The organism is Variovorax sp. FW305-3-2-15-B-LB1 (assembly GCF_058787635.1).
This window is the reverse complement of the sequence record NZ_JBYSZY010000005.1, coordinates 1-22161: the sequence shown is the minus strand read 5'-3', so window position 1 is coordinate 22161 and position 22161 is coordinate 1. Positions and strand designations below refer to the sequence as shown.

General features: G+C 68.9%; 14 protein-coding genes. All 14 read left to right on the top strand.

The window, feature by feature from the left end; genetic code table 11:
- Positions 1–48 precede the first annotated feature (48 nt).
- Positions 49–1302: an ABC transporter substrate-binding protein gene (locus AC3WQR_RS04705; protein ID WP_492741273.1), complete on the top strand. Its 1254-nt coding sequence runs from the start codon at positions 49–51 to the stop codon at positions 1300–1302.
- 12 nt (positions 1303–1314) lie between these two features.
- Entirely contained in the window at positions 1315–2034 is a 720-nt protein-coding gene (locus AC3WQR_RS04700) for an ABC transporter ATP-binding protein (protein ID WP_492741350.1), read from the top strand.
- Positions 2031–2747: an ABC transporter ATP-binding protein gene (locus AC3WQR_RS04695; protein WP_492741272.1), complete on the top strand. Its 717-nt coding sequence runs from the start codon at positions 2031–2033 to the stop codon at positions 2745–2747. The genes AC3WQR_RS04700 and AC3WQR_RS04695 overlap by 4 nt, the downstream gene beginning before the upstream one ends.
- Positions 2740–3600, top strand: a complete 861-nt coding sequence (locus AC3WQR_RS04690; RefSeq protein WP_492741271.1) for a branched-chain amino acid ABC transporter permease — start codon at positions 2740–2742, stop codon at positions 3598–3600. Before AC3WQR_RS04695 ends, AC3WQR_RS04690 begins: the two co-directional genes overlap by 8 nt.
- Positions 3601–3609: 9 nt before the next feature.
- On the top strand, positions 3610–5205 hold the full coding sequence (locus tag AC3WQR_RS04685) for a sulfatase-like hydrolase/transferase (protein WP_492741270.1): 1596 nt from the start codon (positions 3610–3612) through the stop codon (positions 5203–5205).
- A 48-nt stretch (positions 5206–5253) separates the two neighbouring features.
- Positions 5254–6228: a Bug family tripartite tricarboxylate transporter substrate binding protein gene (locus AC3WQR_RS04680; protein ID WP_095744498.1), complete on the top strand. Its 975-nt coding sequence runs from the start codon at positions 5254–5256 to the stop codon at positions 6226–6228.
- Positions 6229–6233: 5 nt separating this feature from the next.
- Complete coding sequence (locus AC3WQR_RS04675) at positions 6234–7271, top strand: branched-chain amino acid ABC transporter permease (RefSeq protein ID WP_095744499.1); 1038 nt, start codon at positions 6234–6236, stop codon at positions 7269–7271.
- Positions 7255–8118 carry an intradiol ring-cleavage dioxygenase gene (locus AC3WQR_RS04670; protein WP_492741269.1) on the top strand — a complete coding sequence of 288 codons (864 nt, stop codon included), beginning with the start codon at positions 7255–7257 and terminating at the stop codon, positions 8116–8118. The genes AC3WQR_RS04675 and AC3WQR_RS04670 overlap by 17 nt, the downstream gene beginning before the upstream one ends.
- A gap of 74 nt (positions 8119–8192) precedes the next feature.
- Complete coding sequence (locus AC3WQR_RS04665) at positions 8193–8423, top strand: hypothetical protein (protein ID WP_492729646.1); 231 nt, start codon at positions 8193–8195, stop codon at positions 8421–8423.
- A 239-nt stretch (positions 8424–8662) separates the two neighbouring features.
- Positions 8663–9376: a response regulator transcription factor gene (locus tag AC3WQR_RS04660; RefSeq protein WP_169805077.1), complete on the top strand. Its 714-nt coding sequence runs from the start codon at positions 8663–8665 to the stop codon at positions 9374–9376.
- A gap of 907 nt (positions 9377–10283) precedes the next feature.
- On the top strand, positions 10284–10874 hold the full coding sequence (locus AC3WQR_RS04655) for a hypothetical protein (RefSeq protein WP_307694330.1): 591 nt from the start codon (positions 10284–10286) through the stop codon (positions 10872–10874).
- Between the two features lie 191 nt (positions 10875–11065).
- Positions 11066–13981: a beta strand repeat-containing protein gene (locus AC3WQR_RS04650; RefSeq protein ID WP_492741268.1), complete on the top strand. Its 2916-nt coding sequence runs from the start codon at positions 11066–11068 to the stop codon at positions 13979–13981.
- Between the two features lie 177 nt (positions 13982–14158).
- The gene (locus tag AC3WQR_RS04645; protein WP_492741267.1) at positions 14159–21781 is read left to right on the top strand and encodes an OmpA family protein; all 7623 of its coding nucleotides are present in this window, start codon (positions 14159–14161) and stop codon (positions 21779–21781) included.
- Positions 21782–21792: 11 nt separating this feature from the next.
- Positions 21793–22161 (top strand): glycine-rich domain-containing protein (locus AC3WQR_RS04640; protein WP_492741266.1); only part of this gene is annotated, 369 nt, incomplete at its 3' end.

The window sequence follows — 22161 nt, the reverse complement described above, 5'->3', positions numbered from 1 at the left end:
CCCACGGCGCGGGCACAGACACACACACGAACAACGAAGGAGACAGCCATGACATTCAACCGCAGACAGTTCACGCAGGCCGCCGCCGCGCTTGCCGCCACGGGCGCCACGCCGCTGGTGTTCGCCGCCGACACGCTCAAGATCGGCTACGTGTCGCCGCAGACCGGGCCGCTCGCGCCCTTCGGCGAGGCCGACAAGTGGGTGATCGAGCAGATGAAGGCCGCCTTCAAGGACGGCATCAGCGTGGGCGGCAAGAAGTACGCCGTGCAGATCGTGCTCAAGGACAGCCAGTCGAACCCCAACCGCGCGGGCGAGGTGGCCAACGACCTGATCCTGAAGGACAAGGTCGCGCTCGTGCTCACGGCCGGCACGCCCGAGACCGCCAACCCGGTGAGCGATGCCTGCGAACTCAACGAGGTGCCCTGCATCTCCAGCGTGGTGCCGTGGCAGCCCTGGTTCTTCGGCCGCAAGGGCGACCCGGCCAAGGGCTTCAACTGGACCTACCACCTGTTCTGGGGGCTCGAAGACGTCATCGCCACCTTCACCAACGGCTGGAAGACCGTGGCCACCAACAAGAAGGTCGGCGGCCTGTTCCCCAACGACGGCGACGGCAACGCCTGGGGCGACAAGGAACTGGGCTTTCCCAAGCCGCTCGCGCAGATGGGCTTCACGCTCACCGACCCCGGCCGCTTCCAGAACGGCACGCAGGACTTCAGCGCGCAGATCGCGGCCTTCAAGCGGGACAACGTCGAGATCGTCACCGGCGTGGTGATCCCGCCCGACGCCAAGACCTTCCTCACGCAGGCGCGCCAGCAGGGCTTCAGGCCGAAGGTGATCACGCTCGGCAAGGCGCTGCTGTTCCCCGGTGCCATCGAGGCGCTGGGCGACCTCGGCGAGGGCCTGTCGACCGAGGTGTGGTGGAGCCCGTCGCATCCCTTCAGCTCCAGCCTCACGCAGCAAAGCGCCAAGGCGCTGGCCGAGGCCTACGAGGCCGGCACGAAGAAGCAGTGGACGCAGCCCATCGGCTTCGCGCATGCGCTGTTCGAGGTGGCGGCGAACGCGCTGTCGCGATCGAAGTCGCTGAAGGCCGGCGACGTGCGCGACGCCGTGGCCGCGACCTCGATCAACTCCGTGGTCGGCCCCGTGAAGTGGGGCGGACAGGGCCCGTTCAAGAACGTCAGCAAGACACCGCTGGTGCTCGGCCAGTGGGGCAAGGGCAAGCAGCGCAAGGTGGAGCTGACGCTGGTGAACAACGAGGCCGCGAAGGCGATCCCCGCCGGCGGCGCGCTGCGCCTGCTCTGAGTGACGGCTGCCATGACGCTGCTGGCCTTGCACGGCGTGAGCAAGTCCTACGGGGTGCTCAAGGTCACCGACGGCATCACGCTGGCGGTGGCCGAGGGCGAGACGCTGGGCATCCTCGGGCCCAACGGCGCGGGCAAGACCACGCTGTTCAACCTGATCTCGGGCGACGCGCGCGTCGACGCCGGCCGCGTGGAGTACGCGGGCCGCGACGTGACGCGGCTGCGCCCGCACCAGCGCTGCCGCGCCGGCATCGGCCGCAGCTACCAGGTGCCGCAGCCCTTCGGCCACATGAGCGTGTTCGAGAACCTCGTCACCGCCGCCTGCTTCGGCGGCCAGCAGGCCGAGCGCGAAGCCTGGGAGACGGCGCACGAGGTGCTGGCCCAGACCGGCCTGGCGCCGCACGCCAACAAGCCGGCCGGCGGGCTCACGCTGCTCGACCGCAAGCGGCTGGAGCTGGCCCGCGCGCTGGCGACCAAGCCGCGCCTGCTGCTGCTCGACGAGATCGCGGGCGGGCTCACCGAGCCCGAGGCGGCGGTGCTGGTGGCGGAGCTGAAGCGCATCAAGGCGCGCGGCGTGACCATGATCTGGATCGAGCACGTCGTGCATGCGCTGCTGTCGCTGGCCGACCGGCTGTTCGTCATCAACTTCGGTCAGCAACTCGCGGAAGGCGCACCGCGCGCGGTGATGAACGACCCCGAGGTGCGGCGCGTGTACATGGGGATCGAGGCATGAGCGCGCTGCTCGACACCCACGGCCTGCAGGCCTTCTACGGCGATGCGCAGGCGCTGTTCGGCATCGACTTCACGCTGTCGGCGGGCGAGCTGGTGGCGGTCATCGGCGCCAACGGCGCGGGCAAGTCGACCTTTCTGAAAAGCCTCACGGGGCTGCTGCGCGCGCCGTCCGAAGCGATCCGCTTCAAGGGCGACCCCATCGGCGGCCTGCCGCCCGGCGAGATCGTGCGGCGCGGCCTGGCGATGGTGCCGGAAGGCCGGCGCCTGTTCCCGAGCCTGAGCGTGGAAGAGAACCTGCTGATGGGCGCCACGCCGCGCCGCGCGGGGCCGTGGAACCTGCAGCGGCTGTACGGCCTGTTCCCGGTCCTGGCCGAGAAGCGGCGCCAGCCCGCCACCTCGCTGTCGGGCGGGCAGCAGCAGATGGTGGCGCTGGGCCGCGCGCTCATGAGCAACCCCGAGGTGCTGCTGTGCGACGAGCTCTCGCTCGGCCTGGCGCCGGTCGTCATCCGCGAGATCTACGCGGCCATGCCGGCCATCACGGGGGAGGGCATGACGGTCGTGATCGTGGAGCAGGACGTGCGCATGGCGCGGCAGGTGTCGCAGCGCGTGTACTGCTTCCAGGACGGGCGGGTGTCGCTCACGGGGCGCTCGGACGAACTCACGCCGGAGCAGATCTCGCAAGCCTACTTCGGCATCGAGGAGCACCATGCTTGAAACCCTGCTCCAGGGCGTGCTGCTCGGCGGCCTCTACACGCTGTTCGCGCTCGGCCAGTCGCTGATGTTCGGCGTCATGCGGCTGACCAACACGGCGCAGGGCGACTTCATCATTCTGGGCGCCTTCGCGGTGATCGCCGGTGTCTCGATGACCGGCGCATCTGTGCCATGGGTGGTGGTGCTCGCGGTGCTGCCGCTGGCCTTCGGCTTCGGCTACCTGCTGCAGCGCCACGTGCTCAACGGCACGCTGGGCAAGGACCCGCTGCCCTCGCTGGTCGTGACCTTCGGCCTGTCGATCGTGATCCAGAACCTGCTGCTGGAGCTGTTCTCGGCCGACCCGCGCGCCATCGAGGTCGGTGCGCTGGCCACCGCCTCGGTGCCGCTGGGCGACACGCTGGCGCTGGGGGCGCTGCCGCTGGTGATCCTGGCGGTCGCGGTGACGGCCACGGGCGCGATGCAGTGGATGTTCACGCGCACGCCGCTGGGCCGCACCTTCCGCGCGGTGTCCGACGACCGCGAGATCGCCGAGCTGATGGGCCTCAAGGCCAAGCAGGTGTATGCGCTGGCCACGGGCATCGCCTTCGTGCTGATCGCCATCGCCGGCGCGCTGCAGGGCATGCGCACCACGGTGTCGCCGTCGGACGGTCCGCTGCTGCTGCTGTTTGCCTTCGAGGCCGTGATCATCGGCGGCATGGGCTCGTTCTGGGGCACGCTGGCCGGCGCCATGATCCTGGGCATCGCGCAGCAGATCGGCTTTCGCATCGATCCGGGCTGGGGCATCTGGTTCGGCCACCTCGTGTTCCTCGCGGTGCTGGTGCTACGGCCGCAGGGACTGTTCCCCAAGACACGCTGACTCCCCGACATGACCGACAAGACCTCCCCCGCGCCGCTCAGGCACGTGCTGTTCATCATGTGCGACCAGCTGCGCGCCGACCACCTCTCGTGCTACGGCCACCCGCGCCTGCAGACCCCGCACATCGATGCGCTGGCCGCGCGCGGCGTGCGCTTCAGCCATGCCTATGCGCAGGGCGCGGTCTGCGGCGCCTCGCGCATGTCGACCTACACCGGGCGCTATGTCAGCAGCCATGGCACGATGTGGAACTTCGTGCCGCTGTCGGTGGGGCAGAAGACGTTGGGCGACCACCTGCGCCCGCACGGTGTGCGCTGCGCGCTGGTCGGCAAGACGCACGTCGAGGCCGACACCGAGGGCGCGCGGCGCCTGGGCATCGATCCGACGCAGGGCGCGGGCCGGCTCGCCATGGAAGGCGGCTTCGAGCCCTATGCGCGCGACGACGGCATCTGGCCGCCGGGCTTCAAGGTCACGGGCAATGCCTACTGCGACTGGCTGCGCGCGCAGGGTTATGAATCCGACAACCCCTGGCACGACTTCGCCAACTCGGGCCGCGGCCCCGACGGCGAGATCCTGAGCGGCTGGCAGATGCGCTGGGCCGACCGGCCCGCGCACATCGCTGGCGCGCACAGCGAGACGCCCTACACGACCGACCGCACGATCGACTTCATGCGCGAGGCCGGCGACGCGCCCTGGGTGCTGCACCTGTCGTACATCAAGCCGCACTGGCCCTACGTGGCGCCCGCGCCGTACCACGCGATGTACGGGCCCGACGACATGCGGCCGGTGGTGCGCAGCGAGGCCGAGCGCATCGACGCCCACCCGGTGGTCGAAGGCTTCCGGCGCGAGACCGTGAGCCGCAACTTCAGCCGCGACGAGGTGCGCAACATGGTGGTGCCGACCTACATGGGGCTCGTGAAGCAGGTCGACGACCAGCTCGGCCGGCTCTTCGCCTTCATGGCCGAACAGGGGCTGGACCGCGACACGCTGGTGGTCTTCACCAGCGACCACGGCGACTACCTGGGCGACCACTGGCTGGGCGAGAAGGAGCTGTTCCACGACCCGATCGTGAAGGTGCCACTGATCGTGGTCGACCCGCGCGCCGAGGCCGACGCACGCCGCGGCACGGTGAGCGACGCGCTGGTCGAGTGCATCGACCTCGTGCCGACCATGCTCGATGCGCTGGGCCTGCCGCAGCCGGCCGAATGGCTCGAAGGGCAGTCGCTGCGCCCGCTGCTGCACGGCCACGCCGGCGCGGCCGGCAAGGACCTGGTGGTGTGCGAGAACAGCTTCGCCTTCCGCGACGAGGTGCGCCTGCCGCTGGCCCAACGCGTCGAGCGCTGCCACATGACGATGCTGCGCACGCGCCGCTGGAAGTTCGTGCACTTCGAAGACCTGCCGCCACAGCTGTTCGACATGCAGGCCGACCCCGACGAGCTGGTCGACCTCGGCCGCGACCCGGCCTTGGCCGCGGTGCGCGAGCAGATGCTGGGCCTGCTGTTCGACTGGCTGCGCCAGCGGCGGCGCTTTCCCACGGTGGCGCCCGAGGACATCGCGCGCTGGAACGAACGCGAGCTGGCGGCCGGCATCCTCATCGGCGCCTGGTAGGCCACGCCGGTCGGTCCGCGCACCCCATTTCAAAAAAGGAGACATCCCATGAACGCTTTCCGCCGACCCCTCGCGGCCTGCATTGCGGCAGCCGCCGTGCTCGCCACCCTCGCGCCCGGCCACGCCGCCGAGGCCTGGCCCAGCAAGCCCGTGCGGCTGGTGGTGGCCTTCCCGGCGGGTGCGCCCGGCGACATCGTCTCGCGGCTGATGCAGCCCGCCCTGCAGAAGGCGCTGGGCCAGCCCGTGGTGGTCGACAACAAGCCGGGCGCGGGCGGCAACATCGGCATGCAGGAGGTGGCGCGCGCCACCGACGGCCACACCGTGCTGGTCGGGCCCGACACCATGCTGACCATCAACCCGCACCTGTACCGCAAGCTCGCCATCCGCCCGATGGAAGACCTGGTGCCCGTGACCCAGCTGGCCGCGTTCAGCCAGGAGCTGGTGTGCTTTCCCGGTGCCGGCATCAAGACCCTGCCCGAGCTGCTGGCCGCGGCCCGGGCCAAGCCCATGAGCTACGCCTCGGGCGGCCCCGGCGTGCCCGGCCACATGGCCATGGAGATGCTGCTGGCCGACGCCGGCGTGCAGATGCAGCACGTGCCCTACCGCGGCCCGAGCCCGGCCATGCAGGACGTGATGGGCGGCATGGTGCCTTGCGGCTTCCTGGCCTCGCCGACGGTCGGCCCGATCATCCGCGACGGCAAGCTGGTGGCCATCGCCGTGTCGGGCAGCAAGCGCCTGGGCAGCCAGCCCACGGTGCCGACCGTGGCGCAGGCGGGCGTGAAGGGCTACGACGCCAGCTTCGCCGAGATGATGGCCGTGCCGCGCGCCACGCCGCCGGCCGTGGTGGCGCGGCTGCAGGCCGAGGTGGCGAAGGCGCTGGCCGCGCCCGAGCTGCGCGAGCGGCTGGCCACCATGGACCTCGAGGTGGTGGCCAACACGCCCGAAGAAGCGGCGCGCCGCCTGCGCGCCGAACACCAGCGCTGGGGCCAGGTGGCCGCGCGCGTGCAACTGCAGCTGGACTGAGCGCCATGGCCTCCGTCGTCGTCACCATCGACACCGGCAGCAGCCGCCGCGCGGGCTGGACCGCCGCCGCGCTGGTGGCGGTGGCCGCCACGCTGCCTTTCTGGGGCGAGCCCAGCTGGATGCGCGAGTTCGTCGAGATCGCCTGCTACTTCATCTTCGCGATGATGTGGAACCTGCTGGCAGGCTACGGCGGCATGGTCAGCATCGGGCAGCAGGCCTTCTTCGGCTTCGGCGGCTACGTGATGCTGATGCTGGGCAACTTCGCGGGCGTGAATCCGTTCGTGGCGATTCCGTTGGGGGCGCTGGCCGCTGCGCTGATCGCGGTGCCGGTGTCCTTCGTGGCGTTCCGGCTGTCGGGCGGCTACTTCGCCATCGGCACCTGGGTGATCGCCGAGGTGTTCCGGCTCAGCTTCGCCAACGTGTCGGCGGTGGGCGGCGGCTCGGGCACCACGCTCACGGCGCTGCGCGGCATCGAGCGCGCCACGCGTGAGAGCGTCACCTACTGGATGGCGCTGGGCTGCGTGGTGGCGGCGGTGTCGCTGGTCTACCTGTTCTTGCGCAGCCGCTTCGGGCTGGCGCTGCTGGCGATCCGCGACAACGAGATGGCCGCCGAATCGCAGGGCATCCCGGTGGCGCGCATGAAGCTCGCGGTGTACGTGGTGGCGGCCTTCGGCGCCGGGCTGGCGGGTGCGCTGTACTTCGTGGGCAACCTGCGCATCAGCCCCGACGCGGCCTTCGCGCCGAACTGGACCGCCTTCGCGATCTTCATGGTCGTCATCGGCGGCATCGGCCGCATCGAAGGGCCGCTGGTGGGCGCGCTTGTGTTCTGGGCGCTGAACAAGTTCCTGAGCGACTACGGCACCTGGTACCTGCTCGGGCTCGGGCTGCTGGCCATCGTGGCCACGATCTTCTTCAAGCAGGGGCTGTGGGGCTGGGCGCAGCAGCGCTGGGCCTGGTCCCTGTTCCCGACGCAGCGGCGCCTGGCGGCGCCGCACGCGCCTTCTTCCCACCCGGAGCCCGACGCCCATGCGCAACATCGATGAACACACCATCACCGCCGCCGTGCTCGAGCGCATGGCCGGCTGCGAGGACGCGCGGCTGAAGGAAGTGATGTCGGCGCTGGTGCGCCACCTGCACGACTTCGCGCGCGAAGTGCGGCTCACCGAGGCCGAGTGGGCCGCGGGCATCGACTTCCTCACCGCCACGGGCCAGAAGTGCGACGCGCAGCGCCAGGAGTTCATCCTGCTGTCGGACACCCTGGGCCTGTCGATGCTCACGGTGGCGATGAACCACGCCAAGAGCCCGCAGGCCACCGAGGCCACCGTGTTCGGCCCCTTCCACGTGGCCGGCGCGCCACAGCTGCCGCTGGGCAGCGACATCGCGGCCGGCGCGGTGGGCGAGCCGCTGTTCGTGCAGGCCACCGTGCGCGGGCGCGACGGCGAGCCCGTCGCCGATGCGGTGGTCGACGTGTGGGAGGCCGATGCCGAAGGCTTCTACGACGTGCAGCGGCCCGGCGACCGCATGCAGGGGCGGGCGGTGCTGCGCACCGACGCGCAAGGGCGGCTGTGGTTTCGCGGCGTGGCGCCGGTGGCCTATCCGATTCCCACCGACGGGCCGGTGGGCGCGATGCTGCGCGCCACCCGGCGCCATCCGTGGCGGCCCGCGCATGTGCACTTCATGGTGCAGGCGCCGGGCTACGAAACGCTGATCACGCACGTCTTCCGCGAGGGTGATCCGTACCTCGACAGCGACGCGGTGTTCGGCGTGCGCAACTCGCTCATCGGCGACTTCGCGGCGCATGCGCCGGGCCGCGCGCCAGACGGCAGCGTGCAGGTCGGGCCGTTCCACACGCTGGACTTCGCGTTCGTGCTCGAGCCGGCCGCGGGGTGAGGAGGGGGCCCGCGAACCGTTTCGGCGTTTCGCCGCCTCTCTTGCAGGTGTCCATTCCCAAGGAGCCCTGCACCATGTGTTCTGTTTCCATCACCTGGCATCTGCTTCGCGGCGCGGGCGCCCTGGCGCTCATCGCGCTGGCTGTGCTGCTGTCGTCCGCCCATCCCTGGATCGCGCCGCCCGCCCTCGTCGGCGCCTTGCTGCTGCTGCGCGGCTGTCCGATGTGCTGGCTCGTCGGGCTGCTCGAAAGGCTGTCCGCGCGCAAGGCGGCCCCTGCGTCCGAGGCCACTTCCCAGAGGGGTTGATGAGCGATCGGCCTTCGCGGAATGGAAGGCTGATCCGGGATTCCATCCGCCCGTGTCGAGGGGGTGACGCCCCATTAGTGTGAGTTTGTTTGCAGACGATGACAAAAGAACAGGGCTACCTGTTTCCGTTGGTCAATATCGGCACTTTTCCCTATCGACTGTACATAAACGTTAATACATTCCACTCCATTGTGAGAGGCATGCGGGGAGCGATGAAAAGGGAAGCGATGGTGGACAGGGTGGAACAGAAAAACGGTCGTGTGGTGGTGCTGACGGACTCCGGCGAAGAGATCGACTGGCTGCGAGGCCGGTTGAAGGACGCCGGCTTCAGCCCCTTGTGTGTGGTCAACGAGGAAGACCTGCTGGAGGCCGCCTCGATGCCCGGCGTCGGGCTCTTCCTGCTGATGGGCGAGGCGATGGAGGGCGCGCTGCCGGAAATCCTGTTCGGCATCGGCGCCAGCCGTGCGGCCACGGCACCGGTGGTCGTGCTGACCCGGTCGCGCGGCGTGCTGGAAACGCCCCGCGTGTCGGTGTTCGATGTCGACGATTTCCTGGTGAGCCCCTGGAACGCGGAAGAGGTCGTGGCGCGCGTGTCGACGCTGTGCGGCAGGAAATCGCTGCGCCGAAACGCGAAGCCGCACGGCCTGTACGGTTTCCAGCTCGTGCGCAGCCGCCTCGCGGTCGAGTACGCGAGCCGCGAAGCCATCATGACGCCGAGCGAATTCGAGATCGCCCGGGTGCTGGTGCGCCACCTCGACACGCCCGTGTCGCGGCAGCAGCTGCCCCAAGGGCCCCGTTGCAATGGCGAGATGGGTGCCAGCCGCTCGCTCGATGCGCTGGTGTCGCGCGTGCGCAAGAAGCTGGCATCGATCGTGGCGGGCGAATTCCGCGTGCGCTCGCTCTACGGCGTGGGCTACACGCTGGAGCGCGCACACAACCGGCACGGCAAGTGAGTTTTCGCGGGCAGCGCCCGCGGCATCCGAAGGGGTGACGCAAGGTCACCTTGAAAAAAGACGCTCGCCCATTCGCCTCCGAATTGAGGCCGGGCGTCGGCAGACCAACGAATGAATTCCGGCGAAGTGAGCCGGCCGGGATTGGCTTGAATTGAATTCAGGCCAATGGCGCAGCCGTGCCTGTTTGAATGGAATTGGATTTTGAAAAATCCACCAAGACGTATTTCGCGCAGCCCGTGATTGAAACCATTGGGGGACAGGGCACGCATGCCGTCCCTGAAATTCACGGCGCCTGATTACACAGTCTGTGAATTTGTAAATTTAGTTTCGAAGTGGACCCAGGGGCCAGTTCGAGGCCGCTCGAAGTGCCTCGTTTCTCCCTTGAAACACTGGGTGATCGTGAGGCGGCGGGTTGATGTGGAAGTGAAATTATTCAAACGCATCAACAACTTGGAGGCGATATGCTTGTGAAATTGATCACACTCCAATTGCAGGTTTATTCACAATCTGAGCGATCGTCCAGATTACATCTGTATTCACAGTTGTTAACTTTGGAGGGGCTCTCGTGACATTTTCACGGAACCCTCGGCCATTGCAAGTGGCGGATCGCGGACGTTCGATTGTTTTTGTAAACATTCAGAAAATAATATGAACGTGGTAAATGGCTCATGGAAGCGGCTCGAAAAGGGCGTGCTTGCGTGAGGCCGAGAGTGGGCATCGGAGGCGGTCGTCGCCGATGCCGGTGTGTCAGTGGTGTGCTGCAAGTGGCTGGGAAATGGCTTCGACGCCAATTCGCGAGGCCACAGGTCAAGTCGGTTTGATCTTCGTGTTGCCTCGGTCTGGCTTTGAAGTTGTTTTTTAGGAGTTGTCTATGTCTATCGGAAGTTCGTCTCAAGTGAATTCATTCATGTCGCCGGTGGTCCGGCTGACCGTTCGCCTCGGCCTGGGGCTCGGCGTGGCCATGACCCTGGGGCTGGGCGGCCTGGCCGCCGCGCAGGGCACGAAGGCCGCGCCCGCGCCCACCGAGGCCGCGCAGAAGAAGACCGTCGCGGTCGTGCTGACGCAGGCCAAGGTGGTCAAGGACGCGCAGGGCAAGGAGCAGCTGCTGGCGGCCGATTCGGTCAAGCCGGGCGACGTGCTCGAGTACACGGCCACCTACACCAACCACACGGGCAAGGCCGTCACCGGCCTGGTGGCCAACCTGCCGATCCCCGAAGGCCTGGAATACCTGCCCAAGACCGCCAAGCCCGGCGCGACGCTGGTCAAGGCCGCGACCAAGGACGGCGCCTTTGCCGCCGAGCCGCTGGCGCGCGTCGTCAACGGCAAGTCGGAGCCGGTTCCCTACAACGAGTACCGCTCGCTGCGTTGGACGCTGGGCCAGCTGCCCGCCAACGGCTCGGCCGCGGTGACCGCGCGCGCCAAGGTCGAGACGGTGGTGCCGCCCGCACCGGTGGCCGCTGCCGCCGACGCGCAGAAGGTTGCGCGCAGCACGCCCTGAGCTTCCCGCGCTGACGACGACCGTCGGCGGCCCTGAGCCGCGCTGACGGCCGGTTCTCTCTTTCTTCAAAACCCCGCTGGTTTTTCCATTGCCGGTTTCCGTTCGCGGAAATCCCCGGCCGGGGTGAGTTCGTCCTTTTTTTGACCTTTTTTGACCCCAACCCCCGAGGAGAAACCCAAGTGATCCCTACCTTGTCTGCCCGTCGCACCGGCCCCGCGCCGCGCGCGCTCTGGGCGGGCGCAGCAGCCCTGACGCTGAGCTTCCTTTTTGGAAGTTCCGGCGCACTCGCTGCGGCTCCACCCGCCAACACCATCATCGGTAACCAGGCTTCGGCCACCTACCTGGACCCGAACGGCGCCAGCCAACTGGCCACCTCCAACCTCGTGCAGACGACGGTGCAGCAGGTCGGCTCGTTCAACCTGGACACCTACACCACGGTGACGACCAATGTGGTCAACACCAAGACCGGCGCCGCAGGCACGACCGTGTACGCGCCGCACGTGCTGACCAACACCGGCAACGGCACCGACACGTTCACGCTGAGCGTGGCCGCACCGGCCAGCCCGAACGGCTTCACCAAGGTCGAAGTGTTCGCCGACGCGAATGCCGACGGCGTGCCCGACAGCACGACCGCGCTGTGCTCGGTCGTTCCGGGTGCGGTCTGTAACGTCCCGGCCCAGACCGTGGCGGGTGGCAACGGCACGTTCCCGTTCGTCGTGGCGTACTCGATCCCGAGCACCGCTTCGTCGGGCACGTTCACCTCGCCGGTGGCCGCGACCATCACGGCCACCGCAGGCACGCCGGCGCTGTACGCGGCGGGTAACACGCAAGCGGCTGACGTCGACAACGTGAACCTCACGGATCAGGCTGCCTTCAACGCCACCAAGAGCCTGAGCGTTCCGTCGGTCGCCTGGTCGGCCAATGGCGGCACCTGGCCCGCGGCATCGGTGAGCGGTCCGCGCTCGGTCGCAGGTTGCGCGGCTACCACCACGGCAGCTGGCGCACCCGCAGCAGGCTGCGTCTACACCACCTACACGTTGAAGTTCAACAACACGGGTGGTGCGGCTGGCCGGTTCGTCATGACCGACACGTTGCCCGCAGGCTTCACGTACGTGCCAGGTTCGGCCGTCTGGAGCAATGCACCGGGCACGGCGCTCACGGACGCACCGCAGGGTGATGTGGCTGGTAACGCCATCGACTTCACCGCGACCGGCAACACGCTGGCCTTCGTGGTGGCCTCGCTGCCGCCGAACGTCACGCAGACGGTGAGCTTCGTCGTGATGGTCAACAACACGGCGGCCATCGGCACGTCGACCACGACCAACACGGCCAAGTACAACCCCGTGACTGTGCCGACGACGGTCACGTCGGACAACCCGGGCACGACGGGCTCGCCGACCAACCCCGCGAGCTACAACGTCATCGGCACCTTCGGCATCGTGCTCGGTTCTGCTTCCGGCAGCCCGACCACCTCGCTGGACACGGCGGTGGGCAACCCCAACACGACCGCAGCCGACACGACGACTGTCGCCAGCGCGGCCATGGGCGCCACGGTGAAGTTCACGCAGACGGTGTTCAACACGGGCAATGCCACGGACGTCGTGAACCTCACGGCCGCCCTGGGCACCTTCCCGGCCGGAACGACCTTCAAGTTCTTTGCCGCCGACGGCGTCACGCCGTTGATCGACAACAACAGCGACGGCATTCCCGACACCGGCCCGGTCGCGGCCAACGGCAGCGTGCAGTTCGTGCTCGCCGCCACGCTGCCGTCTCCCGGCACGCTGCCCACCGGTCCGTTCAGCGCGATCGTGACGGGTACCTCGACGGGCGACAGCACGAAGACGGAATCCACCCGCGACACCCTGAACGCCATGATCGGCGTGCTGGTCGACCTGACCAACACGGCCACCGGCAACGGCACCGCAGGCAACACCGGCAACGGCGACGTGGGCACGGGCCCGAGCCCGCAGCCGACCACCACGAAGACGACCGCTGCCGGCACCGGCGCGATCTTCACGCTGTTCGTCAAGAACAACGACACGGTGGCCAACACCTACAGCCTGGCGGCGAGCCAGACCAACAGCTTCCCGGGCAGCCTGCCCGCGGGCTGGACCGTCAAGTTCGTGGCGGCGGGTGGCACCTGCACGGGTGCGGCGATCACCACGGTGGACGTTGCAGCCAACGCGCAGACGCCGGTCGATGCCTGCGTGACGCCGCCTGCTTCGCAGACGCCCGTCACCGGCCAGCTGGTGTACTTCCAGGTGCGTTCCACCATCGTGACGTCGACGGGCGCCGTGGCGATCGACACGAAGACCGATGCCGTGACCGTGACCCAGGCCGTGACCTACGGTGCGACGCTGACGCCGAACAACAACGGCCAGATCGCCCCCGGCGGCTCGGTCGTGTACGCCCACACGCTGACCAACACCGGCACGCAAAGCTGCGCTGGCCCGTACACCGTGTCGGCCACGCTGCCGGCGGCAGACGTGACGGCTGGCTGGACCACCGCGCTGTACATCGACGTGGACGGCGACGGCCAGATCGGCAGCGGCGACACGCTGGTGACCGGCACGATCCCGGGCCCGCTGGCGGCCAACGGCACGCAGAAGCTGCTCGTCAAGGTGTTCGCACCGGGCGGCGCTTCGGCAGGTGCCGTGGACACGGCCACCGTCACGGTGACCTTCCCGGCAGGCGCCACCTCGTGCGGCACGCCCTCGGCCACCGACGTGACCACGGTCATCACGGGCCAGATGCGCCTCGTGAAGACGCAGGCACTGGACACGAACTGCGATGGCGCTGAGGTCCCGTCCTCGTCGGCTCCGCTGGTCGCCAAGCCCGGTGAGTGCATCGTGTACCGCGTCGTTGCCACCAACGAAGGCGCGGCACCGGTCACCAACATGTCGATCAACGACGCGGTGCCGGCCTACACCTCCTTCACCGGTGCGACGCAGCCTCCGGCCGCCACCCAGTGCACGTCCACCGGCGTGACCGGCACGGCCCTGGCCTACAGCAGCACCGCCACCACCGTGGCTTGCGGCAGCGCAAGCAACACCGTGGCACCTGGCGGCACCGCCACGCTGCTGTTCTCCGTGAAGGTCAACAACTGAGCTTCACCTGAGTGAAGCGGAGCCGATGGGCGCAAGCCCGTCGGCTCCCTCGCACAGGGCACACAGGCCTGTGCGTTTTCCTTTGCGCCTTCTCTCGTTTCCGAGGCGAGGGCGCAAACGAAAAAGTTCTTTCGTTTCTTCTGATCCCCACGCGGTGATCGATCAAGGGTTCGCGGCATGCTGTTCACTTTCAATCCCAGGAGCACACACCGGCCATCGTGGCGCGGATGGGCTGCCGCGCTCGCCGCTGGCGCGGCGCTGCTGCTGGGTGGTGCCGCCCAGGTGAACGCCGCGCCGGCCCCCGCCGGCATCGTGATCCGCAGCATCGCCACCGGCACCTACGTGCCCAACGGCCTGGCGCAGACCGAGACCATCTCGTCCAACGAAGTGATCGCCACGGTGCTGCCGGTGGAAGCGCTGGTGCTCACGCAGGACCAGTCGCTGTCGCGCCCGCCCGCGAGCATCGTCACGCTGAGCCACCTGCTCACCAACACCGGCAACGTCGCCTCCACCTACACGCTGGTGCTGGCCAACAACGCCGGCGGCTGCGCGGCCGACACGCTGGATCTCTCGGCGCTTCGCGTCGTGCGCGACAGCAACAACAACGGCGTGGTCGATGCGGCCGATCCGGTGGTGCAGCTCAACGCCGCGGGCGCCATCGCGCTCAAGCCCGGCGAGACCGCGGCACTGCTGGTGCAGGGCACGATCCCCACCGCTGCCACGGGCGTGGCCTGCGTCGGTTTGACGGCCACCACCGCGCTGCAAGGCCTCACCGCCATCAATCGCGACACCGTCACCGTCGGCAACGCCGCCGCGCTGCAACTGGTCAAGTCGGCCAGCTACCCCGGCAACGTCATCCCCGGCCAGACGCGCATCGACTTCTCGGTCTCGGGCACCAACATCGGCGCGCAGGACGCACAGCCGTCCAACGTCATCGCGCCCACCAACACGCCGCTGCTGGTCAACGGTGCGCCTTCCGCATTGGTCCTCGTGCGCGACCCCGTGCCCGCCGGCACCCAGTACGTGCCCGGCACCTTGCGCACCACGGCCGCCAACGCCGTCAAGCTGTACCGTCTGGCCAACGATCCGGCGTTCAGCTACCGCACCGCCGAAGACGCCTCGGCCGTCGAAGTGGCCATCGGCATCTCCACGCCCGTGGCGCGCAACGTGTCCATCGCGATGCAGTTCGCTGTCAAGGTCAACGCCGACCAGGTGGGCGAGATCCGCAACACCGCGCACAGCCAGTACAACGACGGCACGGGCCCGGCCACCGTGCCTTCGAACACCATCGTCATCAGCTCCAGCCAGGCGCGCATCGGCGTGGCCAAGGCCGCGTCCACCCCGCGCGTGAGCCGCAGCGCCGACGGCAAGACCGACGGCACCGCCACCGTGCGCTTCAGCGTCAACGTGCGCAACTACGGCACGTCATGGCTGTACGGCGTGCAGGCCGCCGACGTGATGGAAGGCGCGGGCGCCACGCAGTTCGGCAGCTACACGGCAGCCGCCGTGCCCGGCGCGAACCAGTACACCATCGTGCCCGGCTCGATCGTGATCGCGCCCGCACCCAGCGGCGGCACCGTCGCCGCCCCCAACCCCGCCTTCAAGGGCACCGCCGCCGCCTCGAACCTGCTGGCCGACGGCGCCGTGCTGCCCGTGGGCGGGCAGTTCACCGTGCAGTTCGATGCGCGCATCAACTTCACCGGCCGCACCGGCACCTTGCTGAACACCGTCAAGGCCTCGGGCGCCCTCAATGCCGGCGGCCCCGCGGTGGCCCTGGACGACTCCGTCAACGGCGACAACCCCGACGCCGACGGCGACGGCAACCCCAACAACGACACCTCGCCCACGCCCGTCTCCACGCAGCTGCCCACGCTCACGCTGACCAAGCAGGCCTCCATCGCCCGGCGCGTGTCGCCCGGCGTCTACGAGCTGGACTACACCTTCAAGGTCACCAACACCGGCGCCGTCGCCGCGCCCAACGTGCGCGTGATCGACAACCTGAACTGCACCTTCGACATGGACAAGTCGAGCGGTCAGGTCGCCTCGTGGGAACTGCTGGGCCCGCCCAAGGCCGCCAACGGCAACCTCAACGCCGCCACCGGCTTCACCGGCCGCGCCACCTGCAACCGCACCACGCAGGACAGCGCCGACCCCTTCCAGCTGCCCACCGAAGTGGCGCTGAGCCTGACCGACGGCGCCCGCGCGCTGGCACCCGGCCAGAGCGAGCAGATCCGCCTGAGCGTGCGCATCACCGAGAAGCCCACCGCCATCGGCGGGCGCGTGTCGCTCACCAACAAGGCCTGGGCCGCCGCCTTCGAGCAGAACACCGTCAACGTCACGCCCACCATGCTGCTGGCGGCCACCGCCACGTCGGTGCAAGCGCTGCTGGTCGATCCGCAGGGCACGGTCTACAACGCACTGACCCGTCAACCTGTGGCCGGCGCGCTGGTCACCTACACGCGCCAGTCCTGCAGCAGCGGCACGGCCGGCCCCATCACCGCGGCCGAGATCTACGGCGCCGACTCGGGCACCTACACGCTCAACCCCAACGGCAGCGTCTCCATGACCACGGGTGCCGATGGCGCCTACCAGTTCTACCTGCAGACGCCGCCCGTGACGGGCCTGTGCACGTACGCGCTGTCGGTGACTCCGCCCGCCGGCAGTGGCTACGTCTACCCCTCGCAGCTGATCCCCGTGACCGGTGGCTCGTTCACGAGTTGCGGCGCCGTCGTGCCCAGCGCCGTGCCCCCGAAGGACGCCGACCCGACCAGCTACTACTTCCAGGTGCAGGCCGGCGCCAAGCCGGATGGCACGCCGTGCGACGCCGTGCACAACCACATCCCGCTCGATCCGGGCAACATCCTGGGCCTGGTGCTGCGCAAAGACGGCAGCAAGCGCCAGGTCGAGTTCGGCGACTTCATCGACTACGCGCTCACCGTCACCAACAAGACCGGCTTCCCCGTCACCGGCCTGACCTTCAACGACACGCTGCCCCCGGGCTTCGCCTACGTGGCCAACAGCGTGCGCCTGAACGGGCAAGTGGTGCCCAACCCCGCCGGCGGCGCCGGCCCGGGCCTGATCTTCAACTACCCCACGCTGGTGGTGGCCCCCGATCAGTCGGCCATGGTGCGCTACCGCGTGCGCATCGGCGTGGGCGCGCCCACCAACGGCGACGCCATCAACCGCGCGCGCGCCACCTCGGGCCCGATCCAGTCGAACCTGGCCAACTGGACCGTGCGCGTGACGGGCGGCGTGTTCTCCGACGATGCCTTCGCCTTCGGCAAGGTCTATCTGGATTGCAAGCGCAACACTGACCAAGGCAACAAGCGCGACGGTCGCCAGGAAGGTGCCGACGAGATCGGCGTGCCCGGCGTGCGCCTGTACATGGAAGACGGCACCCACGTCGTCACCGACATCGAAGGCAAGTGGAGCCTGTACGGCCTCAAGCCCGTCACGCACGTGCTGCGCCTGGACCAGACCACGCTGCCGCTGGGCGCCAAGCTCGAAGTGCTCGACAACCGCAACTCGGGCACCCCCGAGAGCCGCTTCGTCGATCTGAAGAAGGGCGAGTTCCACAAGGCCAACTTCATCATCACGAACTGCGACGAGAAGAGCGTCATTGCCGACGTGGCCGCACGCCGCGCCGCCATCGCCGCGCGTCCCGACACCGAGGCCGAAGCGCAGGTGCGCCTGCGCCTGGACCCCGAAGGCAAGGTCGTGCCCGTGGGCGACGTGCGCGGCCTGCCGGCCACCGGCCAGGCGCTGGCCAGCGGCAGCACCGGCGCCGTGCAGCCCACCTCGGCGCCGCTGATCGCGCTGCCCGTGGCGCCGGCCAACGCCAGCAGCTTCGTCAGCGGCGGTGGCGGCAGCATGGGCGGCACGCTGGGCGTGCAGCCCGCGATCCCGACCGGCAGCCTGTTCTCGCCGCTGAACGGCGTGCCCACCTCGGGCCTGCCGTCGTCGGCCACCAGCGGCTCGGCCACCGGCGTCGGCGCGCAGGCCATGCGCCCCATCGGCACCGGCGGCGCGATGCTCGAACCGCGCACCAACCCGCTGCTGCCCCAGGCAGTTCCGAGTCCCATCGAACTCGAGACCCTGCTGCCCCAGCTGGAGAACAACACGCTGGGCTTCATCGGCCTGAAGGACCGCGACACCGTCGCCGGCCAGTCGATCAACGTGCGCGTCAAGGGCACCGCCGGCACCTCGTTGCGCCTGAGCGTGAACGGCACTGCCCTGGAAGAACGTCGCGTCGGCAAGAAGACCCAGCTGGCCTCCAAGAACATCGCCGCCTGGGAGTACATCGGCGTGGCCCTGCGCCCCGGCACCAACACCCTCAAGCTCGAAGCCGTGGACGGCTTCGGCAACGTGCGCAGCTCGGCCGACGAGATCACCGTCATTGCTCCCGACAAGCTCGGTGCCATCGAGGTCGACCTGCCCGAGGTGGCGCGCGCCGACCTGCGCACGCCCGTCGTCGTCAAGGTGCGCCTGATCGACGCGGCCGGCGTGCCCGTCACCGCCCGCACGCAGCTCACGCTGGAGACCGACCGCGGCCGCTGGCTCGCCGAAGACCTGAACCCCACCGAGCCGGGCACACAGGTCTTCATGGACGGCGGCGCGGCCGAGTTCCAGCTGATGCCCCCGGGCGAGCCGGGCGATGCGCGCCTGCGCGTGAGCGCCGGCACCTTCGTCAAGGAAGTGCGCCTGGCGCTGTTGCCCGAGATGCGCCCCATGATCGGCGTGGGCATCGTCGAAGGCGTGCTCGACTTCACGAAGCGCGGCAAGCTCCCGATCGGCGCCATGCCCGCCGGCGCTGCCTTCGAAGCGGAACTCTCGGGCCTGAAGGACGAGGGCACCAACAGCCGCGCCAGCGGTCGCGCCGCCTTCTTCTTCAAGGGCACCGTCAAGGGCGAGTACCTGCTCACGGCCGCCTACGACTCCGACAAGACGCGCAAGGACCGCCTGTTCCGCGACATCCGCCCCGACGAGTTCTATCCGATCTACGGCGACTCCGCGGTCAAGGGCTTCGATGCCCAGAGCACGCAAAAACTCTACGTGCGCATCGACAAGAACCGCTCCTACCTGCTGTACGGCGACTTCACCACCGCCAGCAGCACCGAGGTGCGCAACCTGAGCCAGAGCAACCGTTCGCTCACGGGCCTGAAGCACGTGTACGAGGACGAGAACGTGCGCGCCACCAGCTATGTCTCGCGCACCGCCCAGACCCAACAGGTGGAAGAGTTCCGCGCGCTGGGCACCTCGGGCCCGTACTACCTGAGCGCCAGCAACGGCGAGTTCGTGGACAACAGCGAACAGATCGAGATCGTGGTGCGCGACCGCAACCAGCCCAACATCGTGCTGCAGCGCACGGCCGTGGCGCGCTTCGTGGACTACACGGTGGAGCCGCTCACGCGCCGCATCCTGTTCACGCACGCCATCGCCTCCATCGACGCGAACCTGAACCCGCAGTCGATCCGCGTCACCTACGAAGTGGACTCGGGCGGCCCCAAGTTCACCGTGGCCGGCACCGACGTGCAAGTGAAGGTCAGCGAGAACCTGCAGCTGGGCGTGGTGGCTTCCACCGACCAGAACCCGCAGAACAAGCGCAACCTGCAGGCGCTCACGGGCGTGGCGCGCATCGGCCAGAACACCAGCGTGGCGGCCGAGCTGGTCAAGACGGACTCCGACGACAAGGGCAACGGCCACGGCGCGCGCGTGGAAGCGCGCTACCAGGACGAGAAGCTGGCCGTGGTGGCCCTGGCGGCCAAGACCAGCAAGGGCTTCGACAACCCCGGCGCGAGCTTCTCGGCCGGCCACACCGAAGCCTCGGCGCGCGCCGAGTACCGCGTCGACCCGACCCTGGCCGTGCGCGGCGAGGTGCTCTACAGCAAGGACGCGACCCAGGTCGACGAGCGCAAGGGCGCCACGGTGAGCGTGCAGAAGAAGCTCAGCGACAAGACCGTCGCCGAGGTGGGCCTGCGCCACGGCCAGAGCAACAACGCGCTGGGCTCCAGCTCGGGCTTCGACTACGGCCAGATCTCCACCTACAACGGCCAGATGGGCAGCAGCATCGGCGCCAACAGCGTGACCACGCTGGGCGCGGCCGCCGCCGCAGCCGGCGTGGACACGCAGAGCCAGACGACCGTGCGCGGGCGCCTGTCGACCGAGGTGCCCGGCGTGGCCGGCGCGCAGGTGTTCGTGGAAGGCGAGCAGGACCTCAAGGACGGCAAGCGCCACGTGCTGGCCGTGGGCGGCAACTACGCCATCACCGACAAGACGCGCGTGTACGGCCGCTACGAGCTGATCTCCACGCTCAACGGCCCCTACGAGCTGGACAGCACGCAGCGCAACAACACCGGCATCGTCGGCATCGAGAGCAACTACATGGAAGGCGGTCGCGTGTACAACGAGTACCGCATCGCCGACGGCGCCGAAGGGCGCGGCGTGCAGGCGGCCATCGGGGTGCGCAACACCTTCAAGGTCAACGAGCAGATCCGCGTGACCGGGGGCATCGAGCACACGCGCGACATGAGCGGCTACAGCAACAGCAAGAACACCGGCACGGGCTACGCGGGCGGGCTGGGCGAGTCGACCGCGATCACCAGCGGCATCGAATACATCACCGACCGGATCAAGGCCAGCGGCGTGTATGAAGCGCGCCGCGGCGACGACGCGAACACGCGCCTGTTCAGCGCCGGCTTCGGCTTCAAGCTCGATCCGTCCTGGAGCCTGCTGGCGCGCAGCATCGTGAGCGACAGCGAAGGCCAGGGCGCCAACGCGGGCAACGAGCGCCACCTGCAGCGCCACCAGATCGGCATTGCCTACCGGCCGGTGGACGACGACACCTGGAACGCGCTGGCACGTTACGAGCGTCGCTCCGAGCGCGTGGTGGGCGCGGGCAATGCGGCCGGCGCGCTGCAGGGCAGCAGCGTCTTCGGCGCCGACAACGGCGCCAGCCTGCCGGGCAAGACCAGCGCGGACATCGTCTCGGCGCACGTCAACTACAACCCCGAGCCGGGCAAGGCGGTGATGGCGCGCTACGCCTTCAAGCTCAGCCGCGCCGACGACGGCACGCTGGCCAGCAAGTACTGGGCGCACCTGGTGCAGGCGCGCTACACGCAGGACATCAACCAGGACTGGGACTTCGGCGTGCAGGCCGGCCTGCTGTACGGCAAGGGCGGCGCGCTGCAGAAGACCTTCGGCGTCGAGGTGGGCTACCAGGTGCAGAAGAACATGTGGGTGTCGGCGGGCTACAACTTCGTGGGCCTGAACGACCGCGACCTGACGGCCAACGAGTACACGAGCAAGGGCGCCTATGTGCGGCTGCGCTTCAAGTTCGACGAGACGCACCTGGGGTTTGCTTCGGCGGGCGCCGATGTGAATGTGGCCAAGGCACAGAAAGCGGAGAAGGCCGAGAAGCTGGCTGCGGATGTGCCGGACGTGGCGCCGCTGCCGATGCGCACGGTGCTGCAGTCCGAGGCGCTGTTCGAGCCCGCCAAGTCCTTCATCAAGCCGCAGGCACACGACACGCTGAACACGCTGGCCGCGCAGATCAAGGCGACCGAAGCGCAGGTGGTGATCCACATCAGCCACTCGGATGCGCAGCAGGGCAGCGCCGACGAGCGCATGCAGCTGGTCGCGCAGCGGACCAACGCCGTGCGCAGCTACCTGATCGGGCGCGGCGTCGACGTGCTGCGCCTGCGCACCGACACCAAAGAAGACACGCAGCCTGTCGCAGGCGATGACAGCAGCGCCAAGAGCCGCTGGGTCGTGATCGCCGCGGCCGCGCAGGAAACCCGCTGAACGAGACCATGATGCAAAGCAGAACGAGAAACGAAGCGGGCGGGATGGCGCGGCTCGGCGGGGTGTTGAAGGGCGTGCTTGCCGCGACGGCCTTGTGGCTCATTGCCATGCTGGGTGCGCAGGCTGCAACCGCTGCGTGCACGCCGCAGTCGGGCTACAACAGCTGCGTGACCTTCACCCATTCGGGCTCGGCGCAGACCTTCACGGTGCCTGCGGGCGTGTCGTCGGTGCGCGTCACGATGTGGGGCGCTGGCGGCGGCGGGTCCACGGCGGCCGGCGGCAACTCGGCCAACGGGGGCGCCGGCGGCTTCGCCGATGGCACCGTGTCGGTCACGCCCGGCACCGCCATGGCGGTGACGGTGGGGCAGGGCGGGCAGAAC

What these genes read in the sequence shown, in the direction of transcription:
- AC3WQR_RS04705 (WP_492741273.1), top strand. Translation starts at nt 49, where the DNA reads ATGACATTCAACCGCAGACAGTTCACGCAGGCCGCCGCCGCGCTTGCC.
- AC3WQR_RS04700 (WP_492741350.1), top strand. Translation starts at nt 1,315, where the DNA reads ATGACGCTGCTGGCCTTGCACGGCGTGAGCAAGTCCTACGGGGTGCTC.
- AC3WQR_RS04695 (WP_492741272.1), top strand. Translation starts at nt 2,031, where the DNA reads ATGAGCGCGCTGCTCGACACCCACGGCCTGCAGGCCTTCTACGGCGAT.
- AC3WQR_RS04690 (WP_492741271.1), top strand. Translation starts at nt 2,740, where the DNA reads ATGCTTGAAACCCTGCTCCAGGGCGTGCTGCTCGGCGGCCTCTACACG.
- AC3WQR_RS04685 (WP_492741270.1), top strand. Translation starts at nt 3,610, where the DNA reads ATGACCGACAAGACCTCCCCCGCGCCGCTCAGGCACGTGCTGTTCATC.
- AC3WQR_RS04680 (WP_095744498.1), top strand. Translation starts at nt 5,254, where the DNA reads ATGAACGCTTTCCGCCGACCCCTCGCGGCCTGCATTGCGGCAGCCGCC.
- AC3WQR_RS04675 (WP_095744499.1), top strand. Translation starts at nt 6,234, where the DNA reads ATGGCCTCCGTCGTCGTCACCATCGACACCGGCAGCAGCCGCCGCGCG.
- AC3WQR_RS04670 (WP_492741269.1), top strand. Translation starts at nt 7,255, where the DNA reads ATGCGCAACATCGATGAACACACCATCACCGCCGCCGTGCTCGAGCGC.
- AC3WQR_RS04665 (WP_492729646.1), top strand. Translation starts at nt 8,193, where the DNA reads ATGTGTTCTGTTTCCATCACCTGGCATCTGCTTCGCGGCGCGGGCGCC.
- AC3WQR_RS04655 (WP_307694330.1), top strand. Translation starts at nt 10,284, where the DNA reads ATGTCGCCGGTGGTCCGGCTGACCGTTCGCCTCGGCCTGGGGCTCGGC.
- AC3WQR_RS04645 (WP_492741267.1), top strand. Translation starts at nt 14,159, where the DNA reads ATGCTGTTCACTTTCAATCCCAGGAGCACACACCGGCCATCGTGGCGC.